This window comes from Guopingia tenuis (genome assembly GCF_014384805.1).
Taxonomy (GTDB): Bacteria; Bacillota; Clostridia; order Christensenellales; family Christensenellaceae; genus Guopingia; species Guopingia tenuis.
Window position 1 is genome coordinate 983,341 of sequence record NZ_JACRSS010000001.1, and the last position, 19,840, is coordinate 1,003,180.

The following is a 19,840-nucleotide window of genomic DNA, read 5'->3' on the forward strand; positions in this document are numbered from 1 at the left end:
TTTATGGAACGGTTCGCCTTTGGGTTCCCGTCTTTGTTTTCCTTGCGGCATGAGCAGCCGGACTGCATGCAGATTCCTCTCGATCGCCGGCTTTTTTCTCAAAAATTTCGGATGCAAAAAGGCGGCGCTGCCGCGCCGCCTTTCTCCGCATATCCTTTCCTATTCGCCAAGGGCATATTCCTTTACCCTTTCAAACAGGCGCTTTGTCTCCTCAAATTCCTCAAAATGCCGCGGCGCGTTGGCGCGGTATTTGCGAAGTTCCTCTGCAATGCCCAAAAACTCCGGACGGTTAAAATAGCTGCAGAGCTTGGGCAGCACCTGCTCCATCTTCTCCTGCATTTCATCCAGAATCGCATCAAACTCGCTCCGGCGGGTGATATACATATAAAGCGGCTTATACCGCGTCCATCCCAGGCAGGCCCCATAGAAGCGGTTGATAACTTCCTCCGAGCCAAAATCGATGGGCTTGAGCACATTGGGCAGAACGCCCTTCAGCAGATGGCGGTAATAGGCAAAGCCATCGTGGAAGGTATAGCTGGGGATATGCTTGACGTTGACATCCTTGAGGCAGGTGCTCAAAAACGTGTCCTCTCCTCGGGCGCCGGGCGGGTTATAGAACGGGAAAAGCCGCTCGGGGGAAGTCAGGTTGATGCCCAGGTTTCCGCCCGTGATGAACTTCGCGCCGTTGACCTCTTCCGCCAGGCTGGTTTTCTGCTCAATCAGAATGGTTTTGTCCGCATAGGTGATGCCGCCGCTGCGCATCGTCTCCTTGGCGGTTTCCCAGTTGAGGACGTCGTTGCTCATGGCCTCAATAAAGGTTTTGAAATCCTCTTCGGAGAGGATATGGTCAAATTCGATATAGGGAATGGGCGTGATATACCCGCAGTGATATCCGTTGGTGATATCCGCCGTCCGCAGGCTCTTCACATGGGATTCCAGGACATGCTGCCCGCTCCAGAGCAGGAAATCCTTGGATTCGGTCACGGCCATGGGGTATTCGTCGTCATCCAGGAAAATAAGATAATCGATGCCGTTTTTGAGCGCCGTATACACCACACTGTTGCGCTGCCGGGCATAGCCCGTTCCAAAGCAGATGTTCTTTTTATCCTCGGGGATTACCCCTTTTTTCGCCAGCTCATCCTCCGCGGCCCGAATGTCCTCCTCGCCGATGAAATAGCAGTGATCCAGCTTCTCCGCCACCGATTTTCCGATGCGGGTATAGTCCGTCCGGCAGGTATTGGAATAGGTGAGATCATAGGCCACCAGCAAATTCAGATGGATATTCCGGTTGTTGAGAAGGCCGGATTCCTCTAAGTGATAAATAAACGTTCCCAGAACGCTCTGAAAACTCCGCCGGCCCGTGGCAAATCCAATCCCGACGGAAATTTCTCCTTCATGTGTCATGATACTCCCTCCTTTTTATCACCATACCATGGTTTCAAAAAGAAGGCAAATTAACATTTTATAAACTTTCCGGCCCGGCGCTCTCCCCCTTTTCCCGAAAATATGCTATACTTCCCATAGAAAAAGGAGAAATGGCCATGGATTATCGGGAAGCGGCCCGGCAGTTTGTCCCCCAAACACGGGAGGATGCCGCGGTACGACAGATTTTTTTAGATGTTATCCGGCAATGGGGCGATGTTTCCCTGACCCGGGAATGCGCGCTGTTTCATTTCACCTCCTCGGCGATGGTGTTTGACGAGTCCTTCTCCCATGTCCTCATGGCCTATCACAATATCTATCAGTCCTGGGCCTGGACGGGCGGCCATTGCGACGGAGAGACCTGGCCCCTCCAGACAGCCATGCGGGAGGCCCGGGAGGAAACCGGGATCCGCATTCTGCATCCCCTCTCCCCCCTGCCGGTTTCTCTGGATATCCTCCCGGTTGCCGCCCATGAAAAACGCGGGCGCTATGTTCCCCCGCATCTGCATCTTTCCTTCTGCTATTCCTTCTGCGCTCCGCAGGACCAGCCGCTTAGGGAAAGGCCGGAAGAAAACAGCAGCGTCGGCTGGGTTCCTTTAAAGGAGCTGCATTCCCGGGTGACAGAAGCAGAGATGCTCCCGATCTATGATAAAATTATCTGCCGCACGCTTTTAGAGCTGCGCGCAGCAAAGGAGACACCATGAACAAGCAGTATATACTTTTTGACCTGGACGGCACCCTCATCGATTCCAAAATCGGCATTCTGCGCTGTCTGGAATATGCCCTCTCTCACTTTGGCATTCAGGCTACGCCGGATCAGCTGGATGCTTTTGTCGGGCCGCCCCTCTATGATACCTATATCAAGATGTTCCATGGTTCCCATGACGAAGCGTTGGAATTTGTCCGCCTGTACCGGGAGCGGTTTGCCTCCAAAGGCGTCATGGAAAATTCCCTGTTTCCCGGCGTGGAGGATTTTCTGGCGCAGCTTCAGGCGCGGGGAAAGACGCTGCTGCTGGCCACCTCCAAGCCCACGGTTTTCGCCCGGCAGATCCTTGCGCACTATGGCCTGGACCGCTATTTCGCCCTGATAGGCGGCAGCAATATGGACAACACCCGTTCCCACAAAAATGAGGTGATCGAATACGTTTTGGAAACCTGCGGCCTGCAGGACCGCCGCGGCGAATGCGTCATGATCGGCGACCGCCGCCAGGATGTGATCGGTGCCCGCCAGACCGGCCTGGACTGCATCGCCGTCCGCTATGGCTATGCCGCTCCCGGGGAACTGGAGGAAGCCGGCGCCCATGTGTTTGCCGAAGATTTCGCGGCGCTCCTCGCCCTCCTTCCTTGAGCGGCCCGCTTCCACGAAAACCCAGAGAGGGAAATTTTGCGGCCCCATGCTTAATTTATATATTTTATATTTTAAAATAGAAAGCCGCATGGCAAGCCTGCTTCTTTAAATAGGAGAGCAGACAGGAATTTGCCGCAGAATGCCCTCCGCACACATTTGCAAATGGTTCCCATCTTTATCCGTTAATCTCACAATCCATTGGCTAAAAAAGAGAACGACTAAAATTTTGCCGCGGGAAGCTCTATTCCCGCGCATTTTTTTGTCAGCATAACCCAAGAATCGCCGACATATCCCGTGTTTTTTAAAGAGAACTACGGGCCACACAGCTCTGGATCCGGTGTTTTTTAAAAACGGCATTTTTTCCGGGATCGTTTTGCGGGAAAGGAAGCAGCGGGAGAACGTGCCCGTCAGCCACCGGCTATTATGAAATTTTGTTTTCATAAATTCCTGGAAGTCCGTCTTTTATACAAAAAAAGAACAAATATTTTTTGCGGAATCGCTGAACTCTGTTCTCGCTCATCCGTGGAATCCCGATCCCCGAAGAAACATTCAAAGGGAACATGCGTTGTCTCCTTTTACCCTTTCTGGTTTTTCTGCATAAAAATGCCGCAGAAGTTTTTTTACAGACTCTGCGGCTGTTTCTTTATTCTTTCTATTTCTCCGGCTGCTTGGCATAATCGATGACCACATTCAGCGCATGATCCACATCTGCCGCCGTCTCAATGGCCTGGGGAAGCTGTTCCCAGGCGAACACATGAGTGATGAGGGAATCAATATCCCACCGTCCGCTCTCCATCAGCGCCATCACATCCCGCACATCCTCGCTCTGGTAGCCCCCGCTGCCGATAAGGGCATGCTGGGAAAAGGTCATGGAGAGGACGTCCACCGGCCTCTTGCCCGCCTGCACCGCCACCACGACCATGCGGCATTCGATTTTCCCCATGCTCTGGAATGTCTCCAAAATCGAAGGCGCCCCGGCCGCATCGATAAAGATATCCGCGTCCGCCGTCGGCCCGGAAAGCGAGCGCGCGGTTCCCAGGCATTCCATTGCCTTTTCCCGCAGATCCTCTCTTGCGCTGTTGCAGGTCAGAAGCCCCAGATTCCGTGCCTTTTCCAGCCGGAAGTCCGACAGGTCGCACACCATCACCTTTTCGCATCCAAAATACCGCAGGGCCAGGGCGGCGGCGATACCGATGGTTCCGGCGCCAAATACGATGGCCTTTTCCCCCGGTTTGGGCAGCGCCCGGCGGGCCGCCCGCATCCCCACTGTAAATGGCTCGATGAGGCAGGCCGTCCGCGTTTTTATTTTCTCCCCCACGGGATAAACGCCTTCATATAGCCTGGCATGGGGAAGAACCATGTATTCCGAGAATCCGCCCAGCGTCCCGGCGCGCCCGGGATCCCCCTTGGCCAGCAACGGATAGGGATAGACCCGGTCCCCCACGCGGATGCCCTTCACCTCTCTCCCCACCTGCACGACCTGCGAAACCATCTCATGCCCGAATTCTTCGCCTACCGTGATTTTATGCCCCGTTCCCGGCCCATGGAAATAAACCGCCACATCTGTCCCGCAAATGCTGGCGTATAGGTTTTTTACGACGATATCCTCTTCCCCTGCCTCCGGCAGAGGACGCTCTGTCAAAAGAATATCCCTTTTTCCGCGATATATCGCTGTCCGCATGCGGTTCTCCCTTCTCGCTCCGGCTCTCCATAAGAGTCTGCCGTTCCTTTCGTTATGAAAACAGTATAACATATATCATAAATTCCTATAAGCAAAATTCCCGGTTTTCTTTACTTTTCCTCCCTCGTCCCGTATAATAGACGAGAAGATTTGGAAAGGAGGGCCTGCCTTTGCGCATTGTTGTCATCGATGGTCAGGGCGGCGGCATGGGCCGCAGCATCGTGGAGCGCCTGAAGGAGCGCCTCCCCGGCGCGGAAATCATCGCCGTTGGAACCAATGCCACGGCAACCGCCCAGATGGTGCGGGGCGGCGGCGTCCGGGGTGCAACAGGAGAAAACGCGGTCGTTTTTAACTGTTCCCAGGCCGATGTGGTCATCGGGCCGGTGGGTATCTATTTTGCCAATTCCATGCTGGGGGAAGTGACGCCCCGGATGGCGGAGGCATTGGCGGCATGCCGGGCGGAGAAATTCGCCATTCCGGTGTCCCGCTGCCATATCCACATCACGGGAATCGCCGAGCAATCCCTTTCCGCCCATATCGAAGAGGCGGTTTCCCAAATCCTCCGGCTGCAAAACGGCGAAAATTAGGCGTTCCAGGAAGGAACCGCCTCCTATTGAAATAGGGTGTATATACCGCTGGCAGGAAGATGCAGCCGCATGGCAAAATAAAAGAAATTTGTTTTTAAAAATGCTAGGTCATGAAGATGTAGCGGGTTTTGCATAAACCCATGGCTTCATGGCTTTTTTATGTTTTCAGGGGGAAAGCAATGAAAAAAGACATGGAAAATATCCTCGCCCGGCACCGGGCAAGATATCCAAAAATGGCGCTGCAGGATGCCGTCAAGCTGTTTTATCAGCAGTGTTTTGGCCCGGGGCACATGGCAGAAATGCCAAAGGCCCGGCAGGCCATAGAAGCGGAATGCCAAAGCCTTGCTCCTGCGTCCTCCGCCCTGCTGGAGGATATCGGCGGCGGCCTCTGCCGGATGTATCTGGATTCCCCGGACTTCCGCCCGATGGATCCTGCCCTGGCGGCCGGCCTGTTTGTGCGGACGGCGGCGGAAGCCCCTTCCCAGTCCCTGGCCTTTCCGGCGGCCCTCTCCCTTTTGGAGAGCCAGGCGGCCGGCGGCCTTTGGGGGCCTTCCGGGGAGGCCCTTGCCTTTTTGAAGCAATACCGGGCGCAGGGCTGCCCCAGCCTGCACCACAGCGAGGCCTATCGGGCCGCCTATCATCCCCATTACCGGGTCATCCGCCGCCAGCTGGCGGAATATCTGCCCGCCCTTCGTTTTCTTCATGCGCTTTCTGTGGGCGGGAAACGCGCCGTCGTGGCCATTGACGGGCGCTGCGGCAGCGGCAAAACCACGCTGGCCAGCCTGGCCTCTGCGTGCCTGCCCTGCACGGTCTTTCATATGGACGACTTTTTCCTTCCTCCCCAGCTCCGCACGCCCCAGCGTCTCGCCCAGCCGGGGGAAAACGTCCATCACGAGCGTTTTTTATCCGAAGTGCTGCTCCCCCTGTCCCAGGGACGGCAGGTGGTATACCAGCCCTTTTCCTGCCGGACCGGCGCGCTTCAGCCGCCAGTCTGCTGCCAGCCCAAGCCGCTGGTGATCGTGGAAGGGTCCTATTCCATGCATCCCTCTCTGCTGCCCTATTATACCCATACGCTGGTGCTGCAGATTACCTCCGATGAACAGCGGCGGCGGCTTCTGCTCCGCGAGGGAAAGGAGGGCTTCTCCGCCTTTGCCGGCCGGTGGATCCCCCTGGAGGAAGAATATTTTTCCAAATATAAGCTGGCCGAGCTGTCCAGCTTTACATTGACATTTTGAAACTACAAAAGGAGATCTTTTTATGACGAACACACGAAAACTCATCTATTCGGCCATCTGTCTGGCCATCGGGCTTTTACTCCCCCAGGTCTTTCATATGTTCTCGGTGGCCAACGCCGGGTCTGTATTCTGTCCCATGCACCTGCCGGTTCTGCTCTGCGGCTTTCTCTGCGGATGGATCTGGGGCGGCGCCGTGGGTATTCTGGTACCTCTGCTGTCCTCGTTGATCACGGGCATGCCTCCCGCCCCCATGAATATCTCCATGATGTTGGAACTGTGCGCCTATGGCGCCCTGGCCGGAGTGTTCTATAAGGTCACGAAAAAGAAGGTGTTTCTCACTCTGATTTTGGCCATGCTGGGCGGCCGCATCGTTCTGGGTATTGCCAATACCGTGATCTTCGGCCTTTCGGGAACCGCCTATGGCTTCACCACCTTCCTCACCAGTGCCTTTGTCACGGCGCTTCCGGGCATTGTCATCCAGCTTGTCCTCATCCCCGTCATCCTCTTCGCTCTCAAAAAGGCGAAGCTGGCCGATTGATTTTCCGCCGCTGCCCTGTTATACTTAAAAATATATATATGTTGCAGGGAGGCTACTATGCGGAAATCGACAATCATTGCAACACTATCTGCCCCGCCCGAAACCGTTTGGGACGTGGTGACCAATCATCAGGATATCGAATGGCGTAGCGATCTTTCCCGGGTGGAAGTATCTCTGGATGGCAGGCATTTTACGGAATTTTCCACAAACGGCCATTCCACCAGCTTCTCTATCTTGGAAAAGACGCCTTATGAGCGCTATGCATTTTCCATGCGCAGCAACATTTTTTCCGGCGAATGGGAGGGCCTCTTTTCCAGAACCCCCACGGGGGGAACCCATATTATCTTCACAGAAATCCTGCAAATGCGGAATATCTGTTGGCAGATTCTCTCCTATTTTCTTCTTCCCCTGAAGAAAAAGCAGAAGGCATATATCCGCGACCTGGAAAGGAAATTGGAAACAATTATATAACAAGGCAAAAAACCACGGCATGCCGTGGTTTTTATATTGATAAATCTATCCGCCCTATTTTCTCGCCGGCGGACCGGGACAGCGGTCTCCGTCTGTGCGGAACTGGCATGCCTTGCATTTCCGGCAGCCAATATAATCCGGATCCTCCGCCGCGTGAAGCGCAAAATCCGGGTCTGCCAGGAACGGCCGGCCATAGGCAATCAGATCGCAGGCGTCTTCCCGCAGCAGTTCGTTTCCCCGGCGCAGTGTCTGCAAATCATTGACCACCGTGACCGGGATATTCACATGCTGTTTGACACGCGTCCCTGTATACACAAAGGCATTATAGGGAAAATCTTCCGGGATATCCAGGGAACGGTCTGCCGGGATGCCGCCGGAAACATGCAACATCTCAACGCCCAGCTTCTCCATAGCCTGCGCCAACGCAATATCTCCTTCCAGCGTTTCTGTCCATCCCATGCGGCAGGACAAAATAAAGGAATCGTCTATACATTCCCGGCATCCCTCTATGATTTCCTTCAGCAGCGTCAGCCGTCCCTCCAAATCCCCGCCGTAGCGATCCTGCCGGGTATTCTCGATGGGCGAATGCACCGCGTTCAGAAACGAGCCATGGGCGCAGTGCAGCTCGGCCCCGTCGCAGCCCGCCTCCTTCAAGAGGCGCACGGAATGCACAAAATCCCGCCCGATTTCCGCCATTTTTTCTGTGGAAAGCTCGGTCACCTTGCGCCCGCCGCCGCCAGAAGCGTCAAACCCAGCATAGGCAAGCTGGGCAAAGAAGCGGGTTCCTCCCGCGTGGCAGGCATCGGCAATTTTTTTGATAAAGCAGAGATGCTCCCGCTTATACGCGCCGGCCCGGTCCAACAGATCGTTTTCCGGGGAGACGAGAAGCGCCTGGCAAATGAGCAAGCCCATGCCCTTTCCGGCTCTTTTCAAATAATGGGCCAGCGTCTTTTCCGACATGCCGCCGTCCTTTTCCGGCCACCCAAAGGGCAGCATCGGCGCCATCACAATCCGGTTTTCAAAGGTCACCTGCTTCACCTGAAGCGGCTGATTCCATTCTGCCATAATAATCCCTTCCTTTTTTCAATGGATTTGTTTCATTATACTCCTCTTCTCTGGGAAAAGCCATGAAAATATTGACTTTTGGCCGCCGCTATATTATAATCCCAAAGTATATAAGAAAAAGGGTCCTGTGAGGGAGTAATTTGCGCGGTTCGTTCGCGTGGCAAGTCAACATACTGGCGTTTTTGCCTGGTTTGCCTTAATGAATGAGACTCATATATAGCCTTGGTCGCTATATTTGAGTTTTTTTTTGCCCACTCCTCTGTTTTTTTAGGAAAAGGTTTTTGAGAGGATGTGGGCAAGCATATACATGACAAGGGGAAATATGGCTTCCCCGGCCATTTTTGCCCCATTTAGGAGGTAGTATGGGAATCATCGAAATTCTTCTGATCGGATTGGGCCTGAGCATGGACGCCGCGGCCGTTTCCATGACGGACGGCATGTGCGGCCGGGAGCTCAGCCGCGGCAAAACCTTTCTGATCCCGGCTTCTTTCGGCATCTTCCAGGCCCTCATGCCGCTGCTTGGCTATTATGCCGGCAGCCTCTTTTCGGAATTTCTGGATGCCTATGCCGGAATCGTGGTATTGCTGATCTTAGGCGTTATCGGCGGCAAAATGATCTATGACGGCCTTCGCAAAGAGGAGGAACGCGTATGTCGCCGGCTCACCGGGCTCACGATTTTCCTTCAGGCCGTTGCCACCAGCATCGACGCCTTTGCCGTTGGGGTGGGCTTCAGCGCCATGCGCGTCCAGATTCTCCCCACCGTTCTTCTCATCGGCGCAATCACCTTCGTATGTTCACTAACCGCGGTGTTTGTGGGCAAACGGTTTGGCAACTGGCTGGGAGATAAGGCGCAGATTTTGGGCGGCGTCATCCTGATCCTCATTGGCATCAAATCACTCTTTTAAAAAGGAGGTTTTTTTATGACTCAAATGGAGCAAACCCTGCGCGCCCTGGATGCACACGGCGTTTCCTATCAACTCTATACCCATCCCGCTGTTTTCACCATCGAGGAAATGGATGCGCTGGATCTTGAGGGCAAAGACAACGTCGCTAAAAATCTGTTTCTGCGCAACGCCAATGGTAAGCAGCATTTTCTCATTGTGATGAAAAAGGACAAGCATGCCAATTTAAAGGCCCTGCGGCAGCAGCTGGGGACGACGCCCCTGAGCTTTGCCTCGCCGGAACGGCTGGAAAAGCATCTGCATCTGGAAAAGGGCGCAGTGACGCCCCTTGGGGTTTTATTCAACAGCGACCACGACGTTACCGTTGCCTTTGACCAGAATTTTCTTGGCGAAGATGCTATTGGCGTCCATCCCTGCGATAACCGGGCGACGGTTTTCCTCTCTTTTGCGGATCTGCGCGCTTTTGTGGAGGCTGTTGGCAACCCCACCTGCCTCATCGCTCTGGAAGGATAGAGTGCATCCAGCCCGGCGTGAAAAAAACCGAAGAGCAGCCTCGGGCGCTGTTGATCCCCGGATTTGAGCAGTTCCGCTTTGAAAAACCACACCCGTTTAGAGAAGCAGAGATATCGCCCCGGCGGGGAAAATCATCGCCAGGTCATTTTTTACCGCGATTCAGAATCCCTCCTCGCCGGGATTTAAACCGTTTTTCAGAAAAAATTTGCCTGTTTGGAGATCGGAAAAACCCATCCCTTCCCGCAGGAGGCGTCTGTTTCCCATTCTAAAAAGGGAAATTATGGCTTTATCTTTGGCGCGCCCGCTCTCATCCTCGGAGCAAACCGGCTTGGATTATCCAAATGCAATGGCTGACAGCCGTTTCTCTTGGGCTGGGGGGCTCCCTCCCGTCATGCGGGAATGTTTCGTTCTTTGGGAATGTCCTCGGAAGAGGCAGTTTTTGGGGCTTTATGCCTTGAGTATCCAGCAAAGGCGCTGGGCCGCCCAACTGCCGAGGCCCGGCAATCGCATCGCCCTCATTTCGCATCATATAAATATTACATTATCGTAATATTTTAAAGATTGCCGTATTTGTGTCATAATTTAAAATAACCGGTAAAAATCCGAATTTTTGGCGGTTATTTCGTTTTGCTATTATTTTATATTTCTCCTATACTTGGGTTGTAAGCAATAATTTGTTATATAAATATTACGTTTATTACAAATTATTGCAGACCGTACGAAAGGAGAAATGCATGAAAAAGAAACCGATTGCTGCCGCAGCGGCAGCAGCTATCTGCCTCACTCTTCCCCTGAGCGCCCTCGCCGCCCCATCGCCGCGGGAAGATCTCTTAAAAAACGGGGATAAGGACAGCGTGGTCTATTCCGTGCAGCAAAAGCTCTATGAAAGCGGATTTTTAACCGTCTCCCCAACAGGCTATTATGGGACAGATACGCAGGCCGCTGTAGAGGCATATCAAAAAGAAAACCAACTGGCCGTAGACGGAATTGCCGGGCCCGCCACTATGCAGTCCCTTCTGGGAAGCGCCTTGCAGGCCGCCAGCTATATCGCCACCGGCTCGTTTTTTCAGGAGGGGGATTCCTCTCTGGAAGTGGGGGCGCTGCAGCGGCGTCTCATGGAGCTGGGATATTATGACTACGATGGGTTCACCGGAAACTATGGCCCGGTAACCCAGGAGGCCATCCGCCTATTTCAGCGCACCAACGGGCTGAAACAGGATGGGATTGCCGGCGCTGAAACCCTGACGCTTCTGGCCAGCGAAGATGCGCTTCCCTATACCGTCCGCTTGGAGGATGAGGGAGAGGACGTCCGCAAGATCCAGAACCGTCTGAAAGAGCTGGGCTATCTTTCGGGTTCGGCAGACGGCATCTATGGCACCGCAACCCAAAAGGCTGTCGTCTCTTTCCAGAAGCAAAACGGCCTGTCGGCAGACGGCATTTTTGGCCAGAATACCCAGGAGCTTCTCTATTCTCCTTCTGCCAAAGCGGCGCCGGCCGCCAAGTCCTCCAGCGGTTCTTCCGCAAAAAAGGAGTCTTCTGCTTCTTCCGGCTCTTCTAAAGAGCAGGAAACCTCCTCTGCCTCCAGCAGTTCGGATGTTTCCCAGATGATCCGCTTTGCCAAAGAGCAGCTAGGCAAAAAGTATGTTTGGAGTGCGGAAGGCCCGAACTCTTTTGACTGCTCCGGCTTTGTATACTATGTTCTGAAGAACAGCGGCGTAAGCACGGGGCGTTACAGCGCGGCAGGCTTCAGCCAGGTTTCCTCCTGGGAAAAGATTGAGAGCAAGGGCGATTTACAGCCGGGTGACCTCGTCTTCTTCACGGCGCCGGGTTCCTCCCGCATCGGGCATACGGGCATCTGGCTGGGGAATAACCAGTATATCCATGCCTCCACCAGTGCGGGCAAGGTAGTCATCAGCTCCGTGGGCTCCTATTTCAACGAAAACTTCGTCTTTGGCCGCCGGGTATTCTAATCCGGGGGCTGCAAGAAAAATATCTTCCATCGAAAGAGAGCGGGATGCTTCCCGCTCTTCTTTCTTTTTCTATGCCATTTGCTCTCGTGGCAGCTTTGCGTGAGCTAGGGCCGTTTTCCATGGTTCCGTAAGCACACTGCGCAGCGTTTCTTTCCGGCAGCTCTATCGTCTGACAAGTTGGAAAAAAACTCGGCATACACCCGATTCCAGCGCCGCCATCCGGTCCATTTTCAAAAGGCTTTATGGGGAGAAAATCGACCGGCCCGCCGCTTCTCTCATTCCGGCGTTCCGTACCCCTTTCGATGAACCCCGGGCAGGCTGCGGCACAGCATCATCGCAAAGTCATTCTTCTATTCCGTGTCCCCTGTCCGCCGATATGCACAGAAGCGAAAGGGGATTTCTCCGTGAAACCGCAACTCTCCCTCTTCCCTCTCCCAACCCGATTGAGCATCCAGATCGGGGAAAAAGGTATCCGCCGCAAATTCCCTGCCGATTTTCGTAACCAAAACCTCCCGGCATTCGGGCAGGAACTCCCGGTATACTTCTCCGCCGCCGCAGAGAAAAACCTCGCGGCCCGGATGTTTCTCCCGCAGCAGCTCCCGAAGCTCCCGGGCGCTATGCACGACCGTCACGCCCTGCGGCGCAAACCCTTCGTCCCGGGAGAGAACGACAGTGTCCCTTCCAGGCAGGGGCTTTCCCCCGGGCAGGGAACAGAGCGTCCTGCGCCCCATGACCACCACATGGCCCAAGGTCTTTTCCTTAAAATATTTCAGGTCTTCGGGAATATGGGCCAGGAGCTTTCCCTCTTTCCCGATTCCCCAGTTCTGGTCTACAGCCACAATCGCCTTCATATCGCTCTCCTCAAATGGCAACCGGGATTTTTCCAATACCCGGGGCACACTGGTAATTCTCCAAAGCCATGCCGTCCACCGTCACGTCATAGAAATCCCGAACTGCAGGGTCCAGCCGGAAGACCGGCGCAGGATAGCTCTCCCGCTCCATCAGCTGCTCCACCAGCGGCACATGGCGGTCATAGATATGGGCATCCGCGATGACATGCACAAGCTCGCCGGCCTCCAACCCGCTGCAGCGGGCAAACAGATGCACCAGCGCCGCATACTGCACTACATTCCAGCTGTTGGCTGTCAGCATATCCTGGGAACGCTGGTTCAAAATGGCGTTCAGCGTGTTTCCGCTGACGTTGAAAGTCATGGAATAGGCGCAGGGATAGAGATTCATGGCATGCAGATCCTGATGCACATAGATATTCGTGAGAATCCGCCGGCTGCCAGGGTTATGGCGCAGATCATAGAGCACCCGGTCTACCTGGTCGAATTCCCCTTCGGGATATACATGCTTAACCCCCAGCTGATAGCCATAGGCCTTTCCAATGGAGCCATTCTCATCTGCCCAGGAATCCCAGATATGGCTGGCCAGGTCATGGATATTGTTGGATTTTTTTTGCCAGATCCAGAGAAGCTCGTCAAAAGCCGCCCGGTAATTGATCTTCCGGATGGTCTGAATGGGGAATTCCTCCCGAAGGTCATAGCGGTTGACTACGCCGAACAGCTTGACCGTATGGGCCGGCGTCCCGTCCTCCCAACGCGGGCGCACCTCCCGGTCGGTATCCCAAACGCCCTTTTCCAGTATATCCCTGCAGTTCTGCAAAAAAATCTGATCCGCCTTGCTCAATTTTTCTTCTCCTTCCGCCGGGAAATACATCCGGTGTTTCCGCGGCCGTCTCTTTTTATCCGTGCCTGCCCGATAAGAGCCTGCCTGTGTTTCATATCTCCTGCCGCCGGCCAGTGCCTGTTTCTCTTCGCCGTCTGCCAGCTGCAGCCGCTTCTCTCCGGCAGGCCACGTGAAATGCAAGCTTTGGTTTTCGCTATGCCATAGCCATACCCAGCCGCAAGCCTTGTCCCCTGTCGTTTCATCGGGAACTGTCGTTCTTTCCCCATGGTTCCTGCCCGGCGCGGGGGAATGGTTCCCGAACCGTCCATGTTTTCTTGTGCCGGCAGAGTTTCCTTTCCGCACATATTGCCATGGTCATGCCTGCCCGGCGAGGGCAATCGGAACGGCTCTCGTTTCGGGGATACGTCCTTCTCTCGTTTACACGCCAGCATTCGCAGTCCCCGCCAAACCAGTCTTGCACATCCGGCGAGGGGGATAGTTCCCTGTCCATCCATGTTTCCTTGTGCCGGCAGGATTGCCTTCCTGCACATACTGCCATGATCACGCCTGCCCGGCGAGGGCTGCGTTCATTATACCATGTCTTTGCCGCGCATCGTGTGGCAATGGCAGCCGTCAATGAACGCCCAGGCTTCGGGAGGGCTTGCACTTCCGGTGATGCCGTGCGTTCATTATACCATAACCCGCCTGGATTCTAAAGTCCCCCTCGGTTCCCGCAGCCGCATATTCACCGAATTTATTCATATATTTCTTACATTTTTCCAGAATCCGCCGGTTTCCGCGTATCCAAAATTATGTTACAATAAAATTACACTACAGTCATAGAAGGTCCTATCATGATACGAATTCTCATTGTTGAAGACGAACAGGCTATCTCCCGTCTTATTCAGATCAGCCTGCGCAACGTGGGTTATGCCTGCGACTGTGCATTTGATGGGAAGGCGGCCGTGCAATATTTGGAAAGCACATCCTATGATCTCATCCTGCTGGATATCATGCTGCCGGAAATCGATGGTTTTGAGCTGATGGAATATATCCGCCCCTATAAGATCCCCGTGATTTTTCTGACGGCCAAAAATTCCGTAAACGACCGGGTCAAGGGGCTGCATCTGGGGGGCGACGACTATATTATTAAGCCCTTTGAAATCGTCGAGCTGATTGCCCGGGTGGAAGCGGTGCTTCGGCGGTATCATAAAAACGACGCCATCCTGCGGGTGGAGGATGTGGAGATCAATACCGAATCTTATTCGGTTACCAAAGGAGGGGTTCCCGTGGATCTGACCCTCAAGGAATTTGAACTTCTGGTTCTTCTTGTCCAAAATAAAAATACCGCTCTTTTCCGGGAAACCATTTTTTCGCGCATTTGGAAAACCGACTATATCGGCGAAACACGGACGCTGGATCTGCATATTCAGCGGCTCCGCAAGAAGCTGGGCTGGCAGGAGAAAATCAAAACGGTCTATAAAGTTGGCTATCGTCTGGAAGTGAAAGAATGAGATTCAGTGCAAAGCTCTTCCTCTCCTCGATGTTTCTTTTCACACTGGCATTTTCCATCTGCGGAACCCTTCTGATTTCGCAGCATTTTCAGTCCACCGTGGAGCGGGAGCTGGATCGAGAGATCGCAGAACATCAATCCCTCAAATTTCTTTTGCAGTCCCAGCTCATCACCTCAAAGCTGGAAGGCAAAAATCTTACGTCCGAGGTCCTCACCTCCGGCTGCGAAAAGGTTTCGCAAAGTTCCGGCCGCCTGTTTAGCGTCATGCAGGACGAATCCGTGCCTATTTTTTCCAATATCCCCTCCTCCCACTCCATCCCTCCATCCCTATTTGTCCGCTCCACAACCGAGCGCAAGCACGCCTTTCTGCAGGAGGGAGAAGAAAAATACTGCTGGATTTCCAGCGCCTTTGCATTGGAAGACCAAACCTATTATTTTCTAAGCCTGCAGAATTCCACAGAAATCTTCGATGATTTAGACCGGCAGATCCGCACCTACACCTTTGCGGAATGCTTTGCGATTTTGTGCTGCGCGGGACTGCTCCTTATCCTTTCCCGTCTGCTCACCCGTCCCATTCACCAGCTGGCCATCGCCAGCCGGCAGATTGCGGACGGCGCTTACAGCGACCGTGTCATCGTCAAATCCCGGGATGAAATCGGCGAGCTGGCAGAGAATTTCAACAGCATGGCCGACGCCGTGCAGGAGAAAATCCAGGCATTGGAGCTGGCCGCCCAGCAGAAAGAGGATTTTGTCGCCAACTTTGCCCATGAGCTGAAAACCCCGCTCACTTCCATTATCGGCTATGCCGATCTGCTCCGCTCCCGGGACTGCGACGAGGATACCCGGTTCCAGGCCCTCTCCTATATCTTCAGCGAGGGAAAACGCCTGGAATCCCTCTCCCTCAAACTGCTGGATTTGATCGTGATGAACAACCAATCCTTTTCCATGAGTCCGGCCTACACGATTCCTCTCTTTGAAGAGATCGCCGGGGCTGTCTATCCCGCTCTTGCGCAAGCAAAAATCATGCTGGAGCTGCATATCGCGCCGCAGCTGATTCTTGTGGAAAAGGATCTTTTCAAGACGCTGATGATCAACCTGATCGACAATGCCCGCAAAGCCTCCCCGCCTGGAAGCCGGATTGAAATTTTTGGCGGGGAAAAGGAAGGGCAATATGAAATCTGCGTTCAGGATCATGGCATCGGCATTCCCAAAGAGGATTTGCAGCGGATCACCGAAGCCTTCTATATGGTGGACAAGTCCCGTTCCCGCAAGCAGCATGGCGCTGGGCTGGGGCTGGCCATCTGCGAGCGCATTGCCCAGCTGCACCAAACCGTCCTTCGCTTTGAAAGCGCGCCGGGAGAAGGAACGCGCGTATTCCTGTCCCTTGTTCCTGTCGCAAAGGAGGAGAAAAATGAAGAAGTATAGCCATATATCTGCATCTTTGATTACCATCCTATTGGCGGCGGCCATCCTGCTTTTGGGAATCTTCCTTCCCACCTTTATCCTCGACACGCAGAAAAAACTGCTGCTGGGAAATGTCTATGCCCAAAAGCAGCAGGCCATGGATATTCTTCCTTCCGAGGCTTCCCGGGATGCTTCCTATTTTCGCAATCTCCTGGAGGCTTGCCAGGGCACGACCGTGTCCTCTACCCGAGACCCGCTGCCCAATGAGCTTTCCATGGAAAATGCCGTGCTGGACGGACTGGATTATCTGCAATCCTGGATCGACGACAAATATCTTCCCCAGCCCACCATCCCCCTGCGGGAATGGCAGATCAACGCGGCTTTCCAGGCCTGCTACAGCATTTCGGCTGAAACCCCGGCCTCTCTTTGGCAGATCGAATATTCGTCTCCATATTTTGGGGAGCGCGGCCTTAATTACTACCAGCTCACCATCGACGCCGCTACAGGTGCTGTCATCGCTTTAGATGTCATCATCTTTTCCCAGGACAGCCCTTATTCGGAAATAGACATCTATGCCAGGCGTTTTCTGAACGATCTGAACCTCGTGGATGCCTTCACCTATACGCCATCCTATTCTTCCGATGCATTTAGCGAGAATGTGGAAGGATATATTTACTTTGACAGCAAAGCGGTTTCCCTGCATGTATCCGCCTCCAAATATTCGGATGGGGATATCACCAGTTTATCTATTCGTCTCCTGGCCTGAAAATACCGGGAAGGCATCTTTCCCGCCCGAGTGGCTTCGAACACGCACAGGGAACGGATGGGCTATTGCCGCCGTCTATGTATGACATGGCCTCCCTTGCCCGGGAGCAGATTCCTGATCTTCCGCTCCATGCGCCGTTCGATACCCACGCCGGGTTCTCCGGATACAGAAACCGAACAAAACAAAAAAACAGCAGGCTGGATGCCTGCTGTTTTTGGTTTCTGCTCACTTTTCCCGCTATTTTCTTCCCGCCCGAATGAGGGCAAAATCCTTGATCAGGGCCACGGTATTGTCCACACCTACCGAACCGCTGTCGATGGCGAAATCATAGCTGTCTACACTGCCCCATTTTTTGTTCGTGTAGAAGTTATAGTAATTCGCGCGCTGCTTATCCGTCCGCAGAATGATTCCCCGGGCGCTCTTTTCCGGAAGACCATAGAGATTGATAGCCCGATCCAGGCGGTATTCCATATCCGCATGGACGAACACATTGGCCACGTTTCGATAGTCCCGAAGGGCATAATCCGCGCATCGCCCTACGATCACGCAGGATTCCTCCTTGGCGATCTTCTTGATGACATCGAACTGTGCCAGGAAAATCCGGTGATTCAGGGGCATTTCACCGCTGAAATTGCTCATCGCCAGGGAATAGAGCAGGCTGTTGGTGGGCTTTTCATCGTTGCTCTGAAACAGCTCCTCGCTGATTCCGCTCTCTTTGGCGGCGCGTGTCAGCAATTCTTTGTCATAAAAGGCAATTCCCAGCTCTTTGGCAACCCGTTTTCCAATTTCCCGGCCGCCGCTGCCAAATTGCCGTCCCAATGTAATGATAATCCGTTCGCTCATGTTCTGCCCTCCTCTATTGCATCTTTTCTTTTTTCCAATGGCGTATGGTTTGGAATAATATTATATGTTATTATATATTCTCCAAAACCAGGAAAAAATCCTCTTTTCAAAATCGGTTCTTTTGTAAATTCCAAGAAGAGAGCCCATACTTAGCCGCCGATCCCCATCACAATCATCAGCGTTGTCATAATTACAATACTCACAATAATCGAAATTGAGCTCACAGTGCTGGAGAGCGCCACATCCCCGCCGCAACGCTTTGTGAAGATGGGACAGATGGAGGAAATGGGCGAAAAGCAGATGATTGCCAGCACTTGCCGGGTTTCCAGGGCAAAGGGAGTGAGATAATACAGCGCCGCGGCAAATCCCGCCGCGATTCCATAGCGCAGCAGCAGCGCCCGAATCACCTTCCCCAGCTTGCCTTTCTCCATATGCAGCTCAAAGCCAATGCCCAGCATGAGCATGGCAAGAAAGCTGTTGGCGCCGCCCACCGTCTCCGCAAAGCGGAGCACCAGGGAGGGCAGGCGGATCTGAAGCCCCGCCAGCACCAGCATGACGATATAAACATCCAGGGGAATAGAGGAAAACATTTTTTTCAAAAAGGGGCCCAGTCCGCCTTTCTCTCCCGTGGCCGCCACAGAGGCGGCGATGGAATAGGTTCCTCCCGTGCAGAGTATGGCATTGCCCGCATCAAACATGCAGGCGGAAACCACTCCCATAGGCCCCAAAAAGCCCTGAATATAGGGCATGGCGAAACTGCCAATATTATATCCCGAATAGTTGATGAGCCAAAAGGCCTTTTCTGTCTTTGTATCGTGCAGAGCGGTCAGATATCCCACGCCAATCATAACCAGATTGCAGGCAATGCCGATGACCACCAGCCAGAGAAGCTGGGCCTCAAAGCTGATCTTGCTGAAATTGGTAACAATGGCTCCCGGCAGCGTCAGATTGATGACCACCTTAGACAGGAAGGTAAAGTCCGTAACCTTGAAAAATCCGGCTCGCTTCAGCCCATAGCCCAGGACGATGATGAGGACCAATGCCCCCGCTTTGATTAAAACCTCTCCCATATTTCCCTCTGATTTCCATCCTCAAAAAGATAGAACAGCCGCCAGGCCCGGCTGTTCTATCCCACTTTTGGTTAAATGTTCAGCATCTTGTTCAGGAACGCCTGAATCCGCTCCTCTTTTGGATGCAGCAGGATCTCCTCCGGCGTCCCCGTAGCGACCACTTCTCCGTCATCCATAAAGACCACCTTGCCCGCCACTTCCCGGGCAAAGCCCATTTCATGAGTGACGATAACCATGGTCATGTCCTCCTCCGCCAGGGATTTGATAACCTTCAAAACCTCCCCTGTCAGCTCCGGATCCAGTGCCGAAGTAGGCTCATCAAAGCAGAGGATCTGCGGATTCATCGCAAGGGACCGGGCAATGGCCACACGCTGCTGCTGGCCGCCCGAGAGCTCGCCGGGATAGCTTTCCGCCTTGCTTAAAAGCCCCACCTTGTTTAACAGTTCCCGCGCCTGTTCCTCGCATTCGGCTTTTTCCCGCTTGAGGACACACCGCGGCGCAATTGTGATATTTTCCAGAACCGAAAGGTGCGGGAACAGGTTAAAATTCTGGAATACCATGCCCAGCTTGGCGGTCGCCCTGCGCACCTCTTCTTCCTTGATATATACGGCTTTTCCTTTTTCTTCGGAGACAATCCTTGTCCCATCAATGATGATTTCGCCGCCGTCCACCTTTTCCAGATAATTCAGGCAGCGCAGGAATGTGCTCTTTCCGCTGCCCGACGGCCCGATCACGGCCACCCGGTCTCCCTTTTCCACTGAAAAGTCGATGCCCTTGAGGGCCCGGAAGCCATCAAAGGATTTCTTTACATTTTTCGCCTCTAAAATCGCCATGGCCGCCT

Annotated in this window: 20 protein-coding genes; 12 read left to right on the forward strand and 8 right to left on the reverse strand. The window is 53.7% G+C overall.

The features are described from left to right. Positions 1-159: 159 nt before the first annotated feature. Positions 160-1,404 (reverse strand): hypothetical protein, encoded by a 1,245-nt coding sequence (locus H8693_RS04730; RefSeq protein ID WP_178621402.1) that lies wholly within the window; start codon positions 1,402-1,404, stop codon positions 160-162. Positions 1,405-1,541: 137 nt separating this feature from the next. On the opposite strand from H8693_RS04730, the gene H8693_RS04735 reads away from it, so the two are divergent. Together H8693_RS04735 and H8693_RS04740 are read left to right on the forward strand one after the other, a co-directional pair. After that, a complete protein-coding gene (locus H8693_RS04735; protein WP_249280000.1) occupies positions 1,542-2,126 on the forward strand; it encodes an NUDIX hydrolase in 585 nt (194 codons plus the stop codon). Beyond that, entirely contained in the window at positions 2,123-2,770 is a 648-nt protein-coding gene (locus tag H8693_RS04740) for an HAD hydrolase-like protein (RefSeq protein ID WP_178621398.1), read from the forward strand. Before H8693_RS04735 ends, H8693_RS04740 begins: the two co-directional genes overlap by 4 nt. A 652-nt stretch (positions 2,771-3,422) precedes the next feature. On the opposite strand, the gene H8693_RS04745 is transcribed toward H8693_RS04740, so the two are convergent. Further along, positions 3,423-4,451, reverse strand: coding sequence for a zinc-dependent alcohol dehydrogenase (locus tag H8693_RS04745; RefSeq protein ID WP_249280001.1), 1,029 nt, complete (start codon positions 4,449-4,451; stop codon positions 3,423-3,425). A gap of 170 nt (positions 4,452-4,621) precedes the next feature. Between H8693_RS04745 and H8693_RS04750 the strand changes: the two genes are divergently transcribed. From H8693_RS04750 to H8693_RS04765, 4 genes are all read left to right on the forward strand, one after another. Beyond that, positions 4,622-5,038, forward strand: coding sequence for a DUF3842 family protein (locus H8693_RS04750; RefSeq protein ID WP_249280002.1), 417 nt, complete (start codon positions 4,622-4,624; stop codon positions 5,036-5,038). A 179-nt stretch (positions 5,039-5,217) separates the two neighbouring features. Next, positions 5,218-6,273 carry a uridine kinase family protein gene (locus H8693_RS04755; RefSeq protein WP_249280003.1) on the forward strand — a complete coding sequence of 352 codons (1,056 nt, stop codon included), beginning with the start codon at positions 5,218-5,220 and terminating at the stop codon, positions 6,271-6,273. Between the two features lie 22 nt (positions 6,274-6,295). Continuing rightward, complete coding sequence (locus H8693_RS04760) at positions 6,296-6,811, forward strand: ECF transporter S component (RefSeq protein ID WP_178620102.1); 516 nt, start codon at positions 6,296-6,298, stop codon at positions 6,809-6,811. Positions 6,812-6,868: 57 nt separating this feature from the next. After that, entirely contained in the window at positions 6,869-7,282 is a 414-nt protein-coding gene (locus tag H8693_RS04765) for an SRPBCC family protein (protein ID WP_249280004.1), read from the forward strand. A 54-nt stretch (positions 7,283-7,336) separates the two neighbouring features. On the opposite strand, the gene H8693_RS04770 is transcribed toward H8693_RS04765, so the two are convergent. Then, positions 7,337-8,347, reverse strand: a complete 1,011-nt coding sequence (locus tag H8693_RS04770; RefSeq protein WP_249280005.1) for an oxidoreductase — start codon at positions 8,345-8,347, stop codon at positions 7,337-7,339. A 362-nt stretch (positions 8,348-8,709) separates the two neighbouring features. Between H8693_RS04770 and H8693_RS04775 the strand changes: the two genes are divergently transcribed. The 3 genes from H8693_RS04775 (at position 8,710) to H8693_RS04785 (ending at position 11,732) form a co-directional block, all read left to right on the forward strand. Then, entirely contained in the window at positions 8,710-9,252 is a 543-nt protein-coding gene (locus H8693_RS04775) for a manganese efflux pump MntP (RefSeq protein ID WP_178618649.1), read from the forward strand. Between the two features lie 15 nt (positions 9,253-9,267). Beyond that, positions 9,268-9,762, forward strand: a complete 495-nt coding sequence (locus tag H8693_RS04780) for a prolyl-tRNA synthetase associated domain-containing protein (RefSeq protein WP_249280006.1) — start codon at positions 9,268-9,270, stop codon at positions 9,760-9,762. Between the two features lie 734 nt (positions 9,763-10,496). Then, positions 10,497-11,732, forward strand: coding sequence for a C40 family peptidase (locus tag H8693_RS04785; RefSeq protein ID WP_249280007.1), 1,236 nt, complete (start codon positions 10,497-10,499; stop codon positions 11,730-11,732). Positions 11,733-12,082: 350 nt separating this feature from the next. Here H8693_RS04785 and H8693_RS04790 read toward each other — a convergent pair whose 3' ends face one another. Then, positions 12,083-12,583, reverse strand: a complete 501-nt coding sequence (locus tag H8693_RS04790; protein ID WP_249280008.1) for a dihydrofolate reductase — start codon at positions 12,581-12,583, stop codon at positions 12,083-12,085. Positions 12,584-12,593: 10 nt separating this feature from the next. Beyond that, positions 12,594-13,424 (reverse strand): thymidylate synthase, encoded by an 831-nt coding sequence (gene thyA, locus H8693_RS04795; RefSeq protein ID WP_249280009.1) that lies wholly within the window; start codon positions 13,422-13,424, stop codon positions 12,594-12,596. 833 nt (positions 13,425-14,257) lie between these two features. Here thyA and H8693_RS04800 point away from each other — a divergent pair. Genes H8693_RS04800 through H8693_RS04810 form a run of 3 tightly spaced genes read left to right on the forward strand, consistent with a single transcriptional unit; the run spans position 14,258 to position 17,086 of the window. Beyond that, positions 14,258-14,917: a response regulator transcription factor gene (locus H8693_RS04800; protein WP_249280010.1), complete on the forward strand. Its 660-nt coding sequence runs from the start codon at positions 14,258-14,260 to the stop codon at positions 14,915-14,917. Continuing rightward, positions 14,914-16,341 (forward strand): sensor histidine kinase, encoded by a 1,428-nt coding sequence (locus tag H8693_RS04805; protein ID WP_249280011.1) that lies wholly within the window; start codon positions 14,914-14,916, stop codon positions 16,339-16,341. The genes H8693_RS04800 and H8693_RS04805 overlap by 4 nt, the downstream gene beginning before the upstream one ends. Continuing rightward, entirely contained in the window at positions 16,328-17,086 is a 759-nt protein-coding gene (locus tag H8693_RS04810; RefSeq protein ID WP_249280012.1) for a hypothetical protein, read from the forward strand. Before H8693_RS04805 ends, H8693_RS04810 begins: the two co-directional genes overlap by 14 nt. A gap of 237 nt (positions 17,087-17,323) precedes the next feature. On the opposite strand, the gene H8693_RS04815 is transcribed toward H8693_RS04810, so the two are convergent. The 3 genes from H8693_RS04815 to H8693_RS04825 form a co-directional block, all read right to left on the reverse strand. Continuing rightward, positions 17,324-17,929, reverse strand: a complete 606-nt coding sequence (locus H8693_RS04815) for a cytidylate kinase-like family protein (protein ID WP_178618180.1) — start codon at positions 17,927-17,929, stop codon at positions 17,324-17,326. 149 nt (positions 17,930-18,078) lie between these two features. After that, positions 18,079-18,999, reverse strand: coding sequence for an AEC family transporter (locus tag H8693_RS04820; protein WP_178618183.1), 921 nt, complete (start codon positions 18,997-18,999; stop codon positions 18,079-18,081). Between the two features lie 71 nt (positions 19,000-19,070). Then, on the reverse strand, positions 19,071-19,832 hold the full coding sequence (locus H8693_RS04825) for an amino acid ABC transporter ATP-binding protein (RefSeq protein WP_283243739.1): 762 nt from the start codon (positions 19,830-19,832) through the stop codon (positions 19,071-19,073). Positions 19,833-19,840 lie beyond the last annotated feature (8 nt).

Excerpts from the sequence above, each read along its gene's own strand:
- H8693_RS04810 (WP_249280012.1), top strand. The coding sequence starts at position 16,328 with ATGAAGAAGTATAGCCATATATCTGCATCTTTGATTACCATCCTATTG.
- H8693_RS04815 (WP_178618180.1), bottom strand. The coding sequence starts at position 17,929 with ATGAGCGAACGGATTATCATTACATTGGGACGGCAATTTGGCAGCGGC.
- H8693_RS04780 (WP_249280006.1), top strand. The coding sequence starts at position 9,268 with ATGACTCAAATGGAGCAAACCCTGCGCGCCCTGGATGCACACGGCGTT.
- H8693_RS04785 (WP_249280007.1), top strand. The coding sequence starts at position 10,497 with ATGAAAAAGAAACCGATTGCTGCCGCAGCGGCAGCAGCTATCTGCCTC.
- H8693_RS04730 (WP_178621402.1), bottom strand. The coding sequence starts at position 1,404 with ATGACACATGAAGGAGAAATTTCCGTCGGGATTGGATTTGCCACGGGC.
- H8693_RS04735 (WP_249280000.1), top strand. The coding sequence starts at position 1,542 with ATGGATTATCGGGAAGCGGCCCGGCAGTTTGTCCCCCAAACACGGGAG.
- H8693_RS04755 (WP_249280003.1), top strand. The coding sequence starts at position 5,218 with ATGAAAAAAGACATGGAAAATATCCTCGCCCGGCACCGGGCAAGATAT.
- H8693_RS04800 (WP_249280010.1), top strand. The coding sequence starts at position 14,258 with ATGATACGAATTCTCATTGTTGAAGACGAACAGGCTATCTCCCGTCTT.
- H8693_RS04740 (WP_178621398.1), top strand. The coding sequence starts at position 2,123 with ATGAACAAGCAGTATATACTTTTTGACCTGGACGGCACCCTCATCGAT.
- H8693_RS04790 (WP_249280008.1), bottom strand. The coding sequence starts at position 12,583 with ATGAAGGCGATTGTGGCTGTAGACCAGAACTGGGGAATCGGGAAAGAG.
- H8693_RS04765 (WP_249280004.1), top strand. The coding sequence starts at position 6,869 with ATGCGGAAATCGACAATCATTGCAACACTATCTGCCCCGCCCGAAACC.
- H8693_RS04745 (WP_249280001.1), bottom strand. The coding sequence starts at position 4,451 with ATGCGGACAGCGATATATCGCGGAAAAAGGGATATTCTTTTGACAGAG.
- H8693_RS04825 (WP_283243739.1), bottom strand. The coding sequence starts at position 19,832 with ATGGCGATTTTAGAGGCGAAAAATGTAAAGAAATCCTTTGATGGCTTC.
- H8693_RS04760 (WP_178620102.1), top strand. The coding sequence starts at position 6,296 with ATGACGAACACACGAAAACTCATCTATTCGGCCATCTGTCTGGCCATC.
- H8693_RS04820 (WP_178618183.1), bottom strand. The coding sequence starts at position 18,999 with ATGGGAGAGGTTTTAATCAAAGCGGGGGCATTGGTCCTCATCATCGTC.
- H8693_RS04805 (WP_249280011.1), top strand. The coding sequence starts at position 14,914 with ATGAGATTCAGTGCAAAGCTCTTCCTCTCCTCGATGTTTCTTTTCACA.
- H8693_RS04775 (WP_178618649.1), top strand. The coding sequence starts at position 8,710 with ATGGGAATCATCGAAATTCTTCTGATCGGATTGGGCCTGAGCATGGAC.
- H8693_RS04770 (WP_249280005.1), bottom strand. The coding sequence starts at position 8,347 with ATGGCAGAATGGAATCAGCCGCTTCAGGTGAAGCAGGTGACCTTTGAA.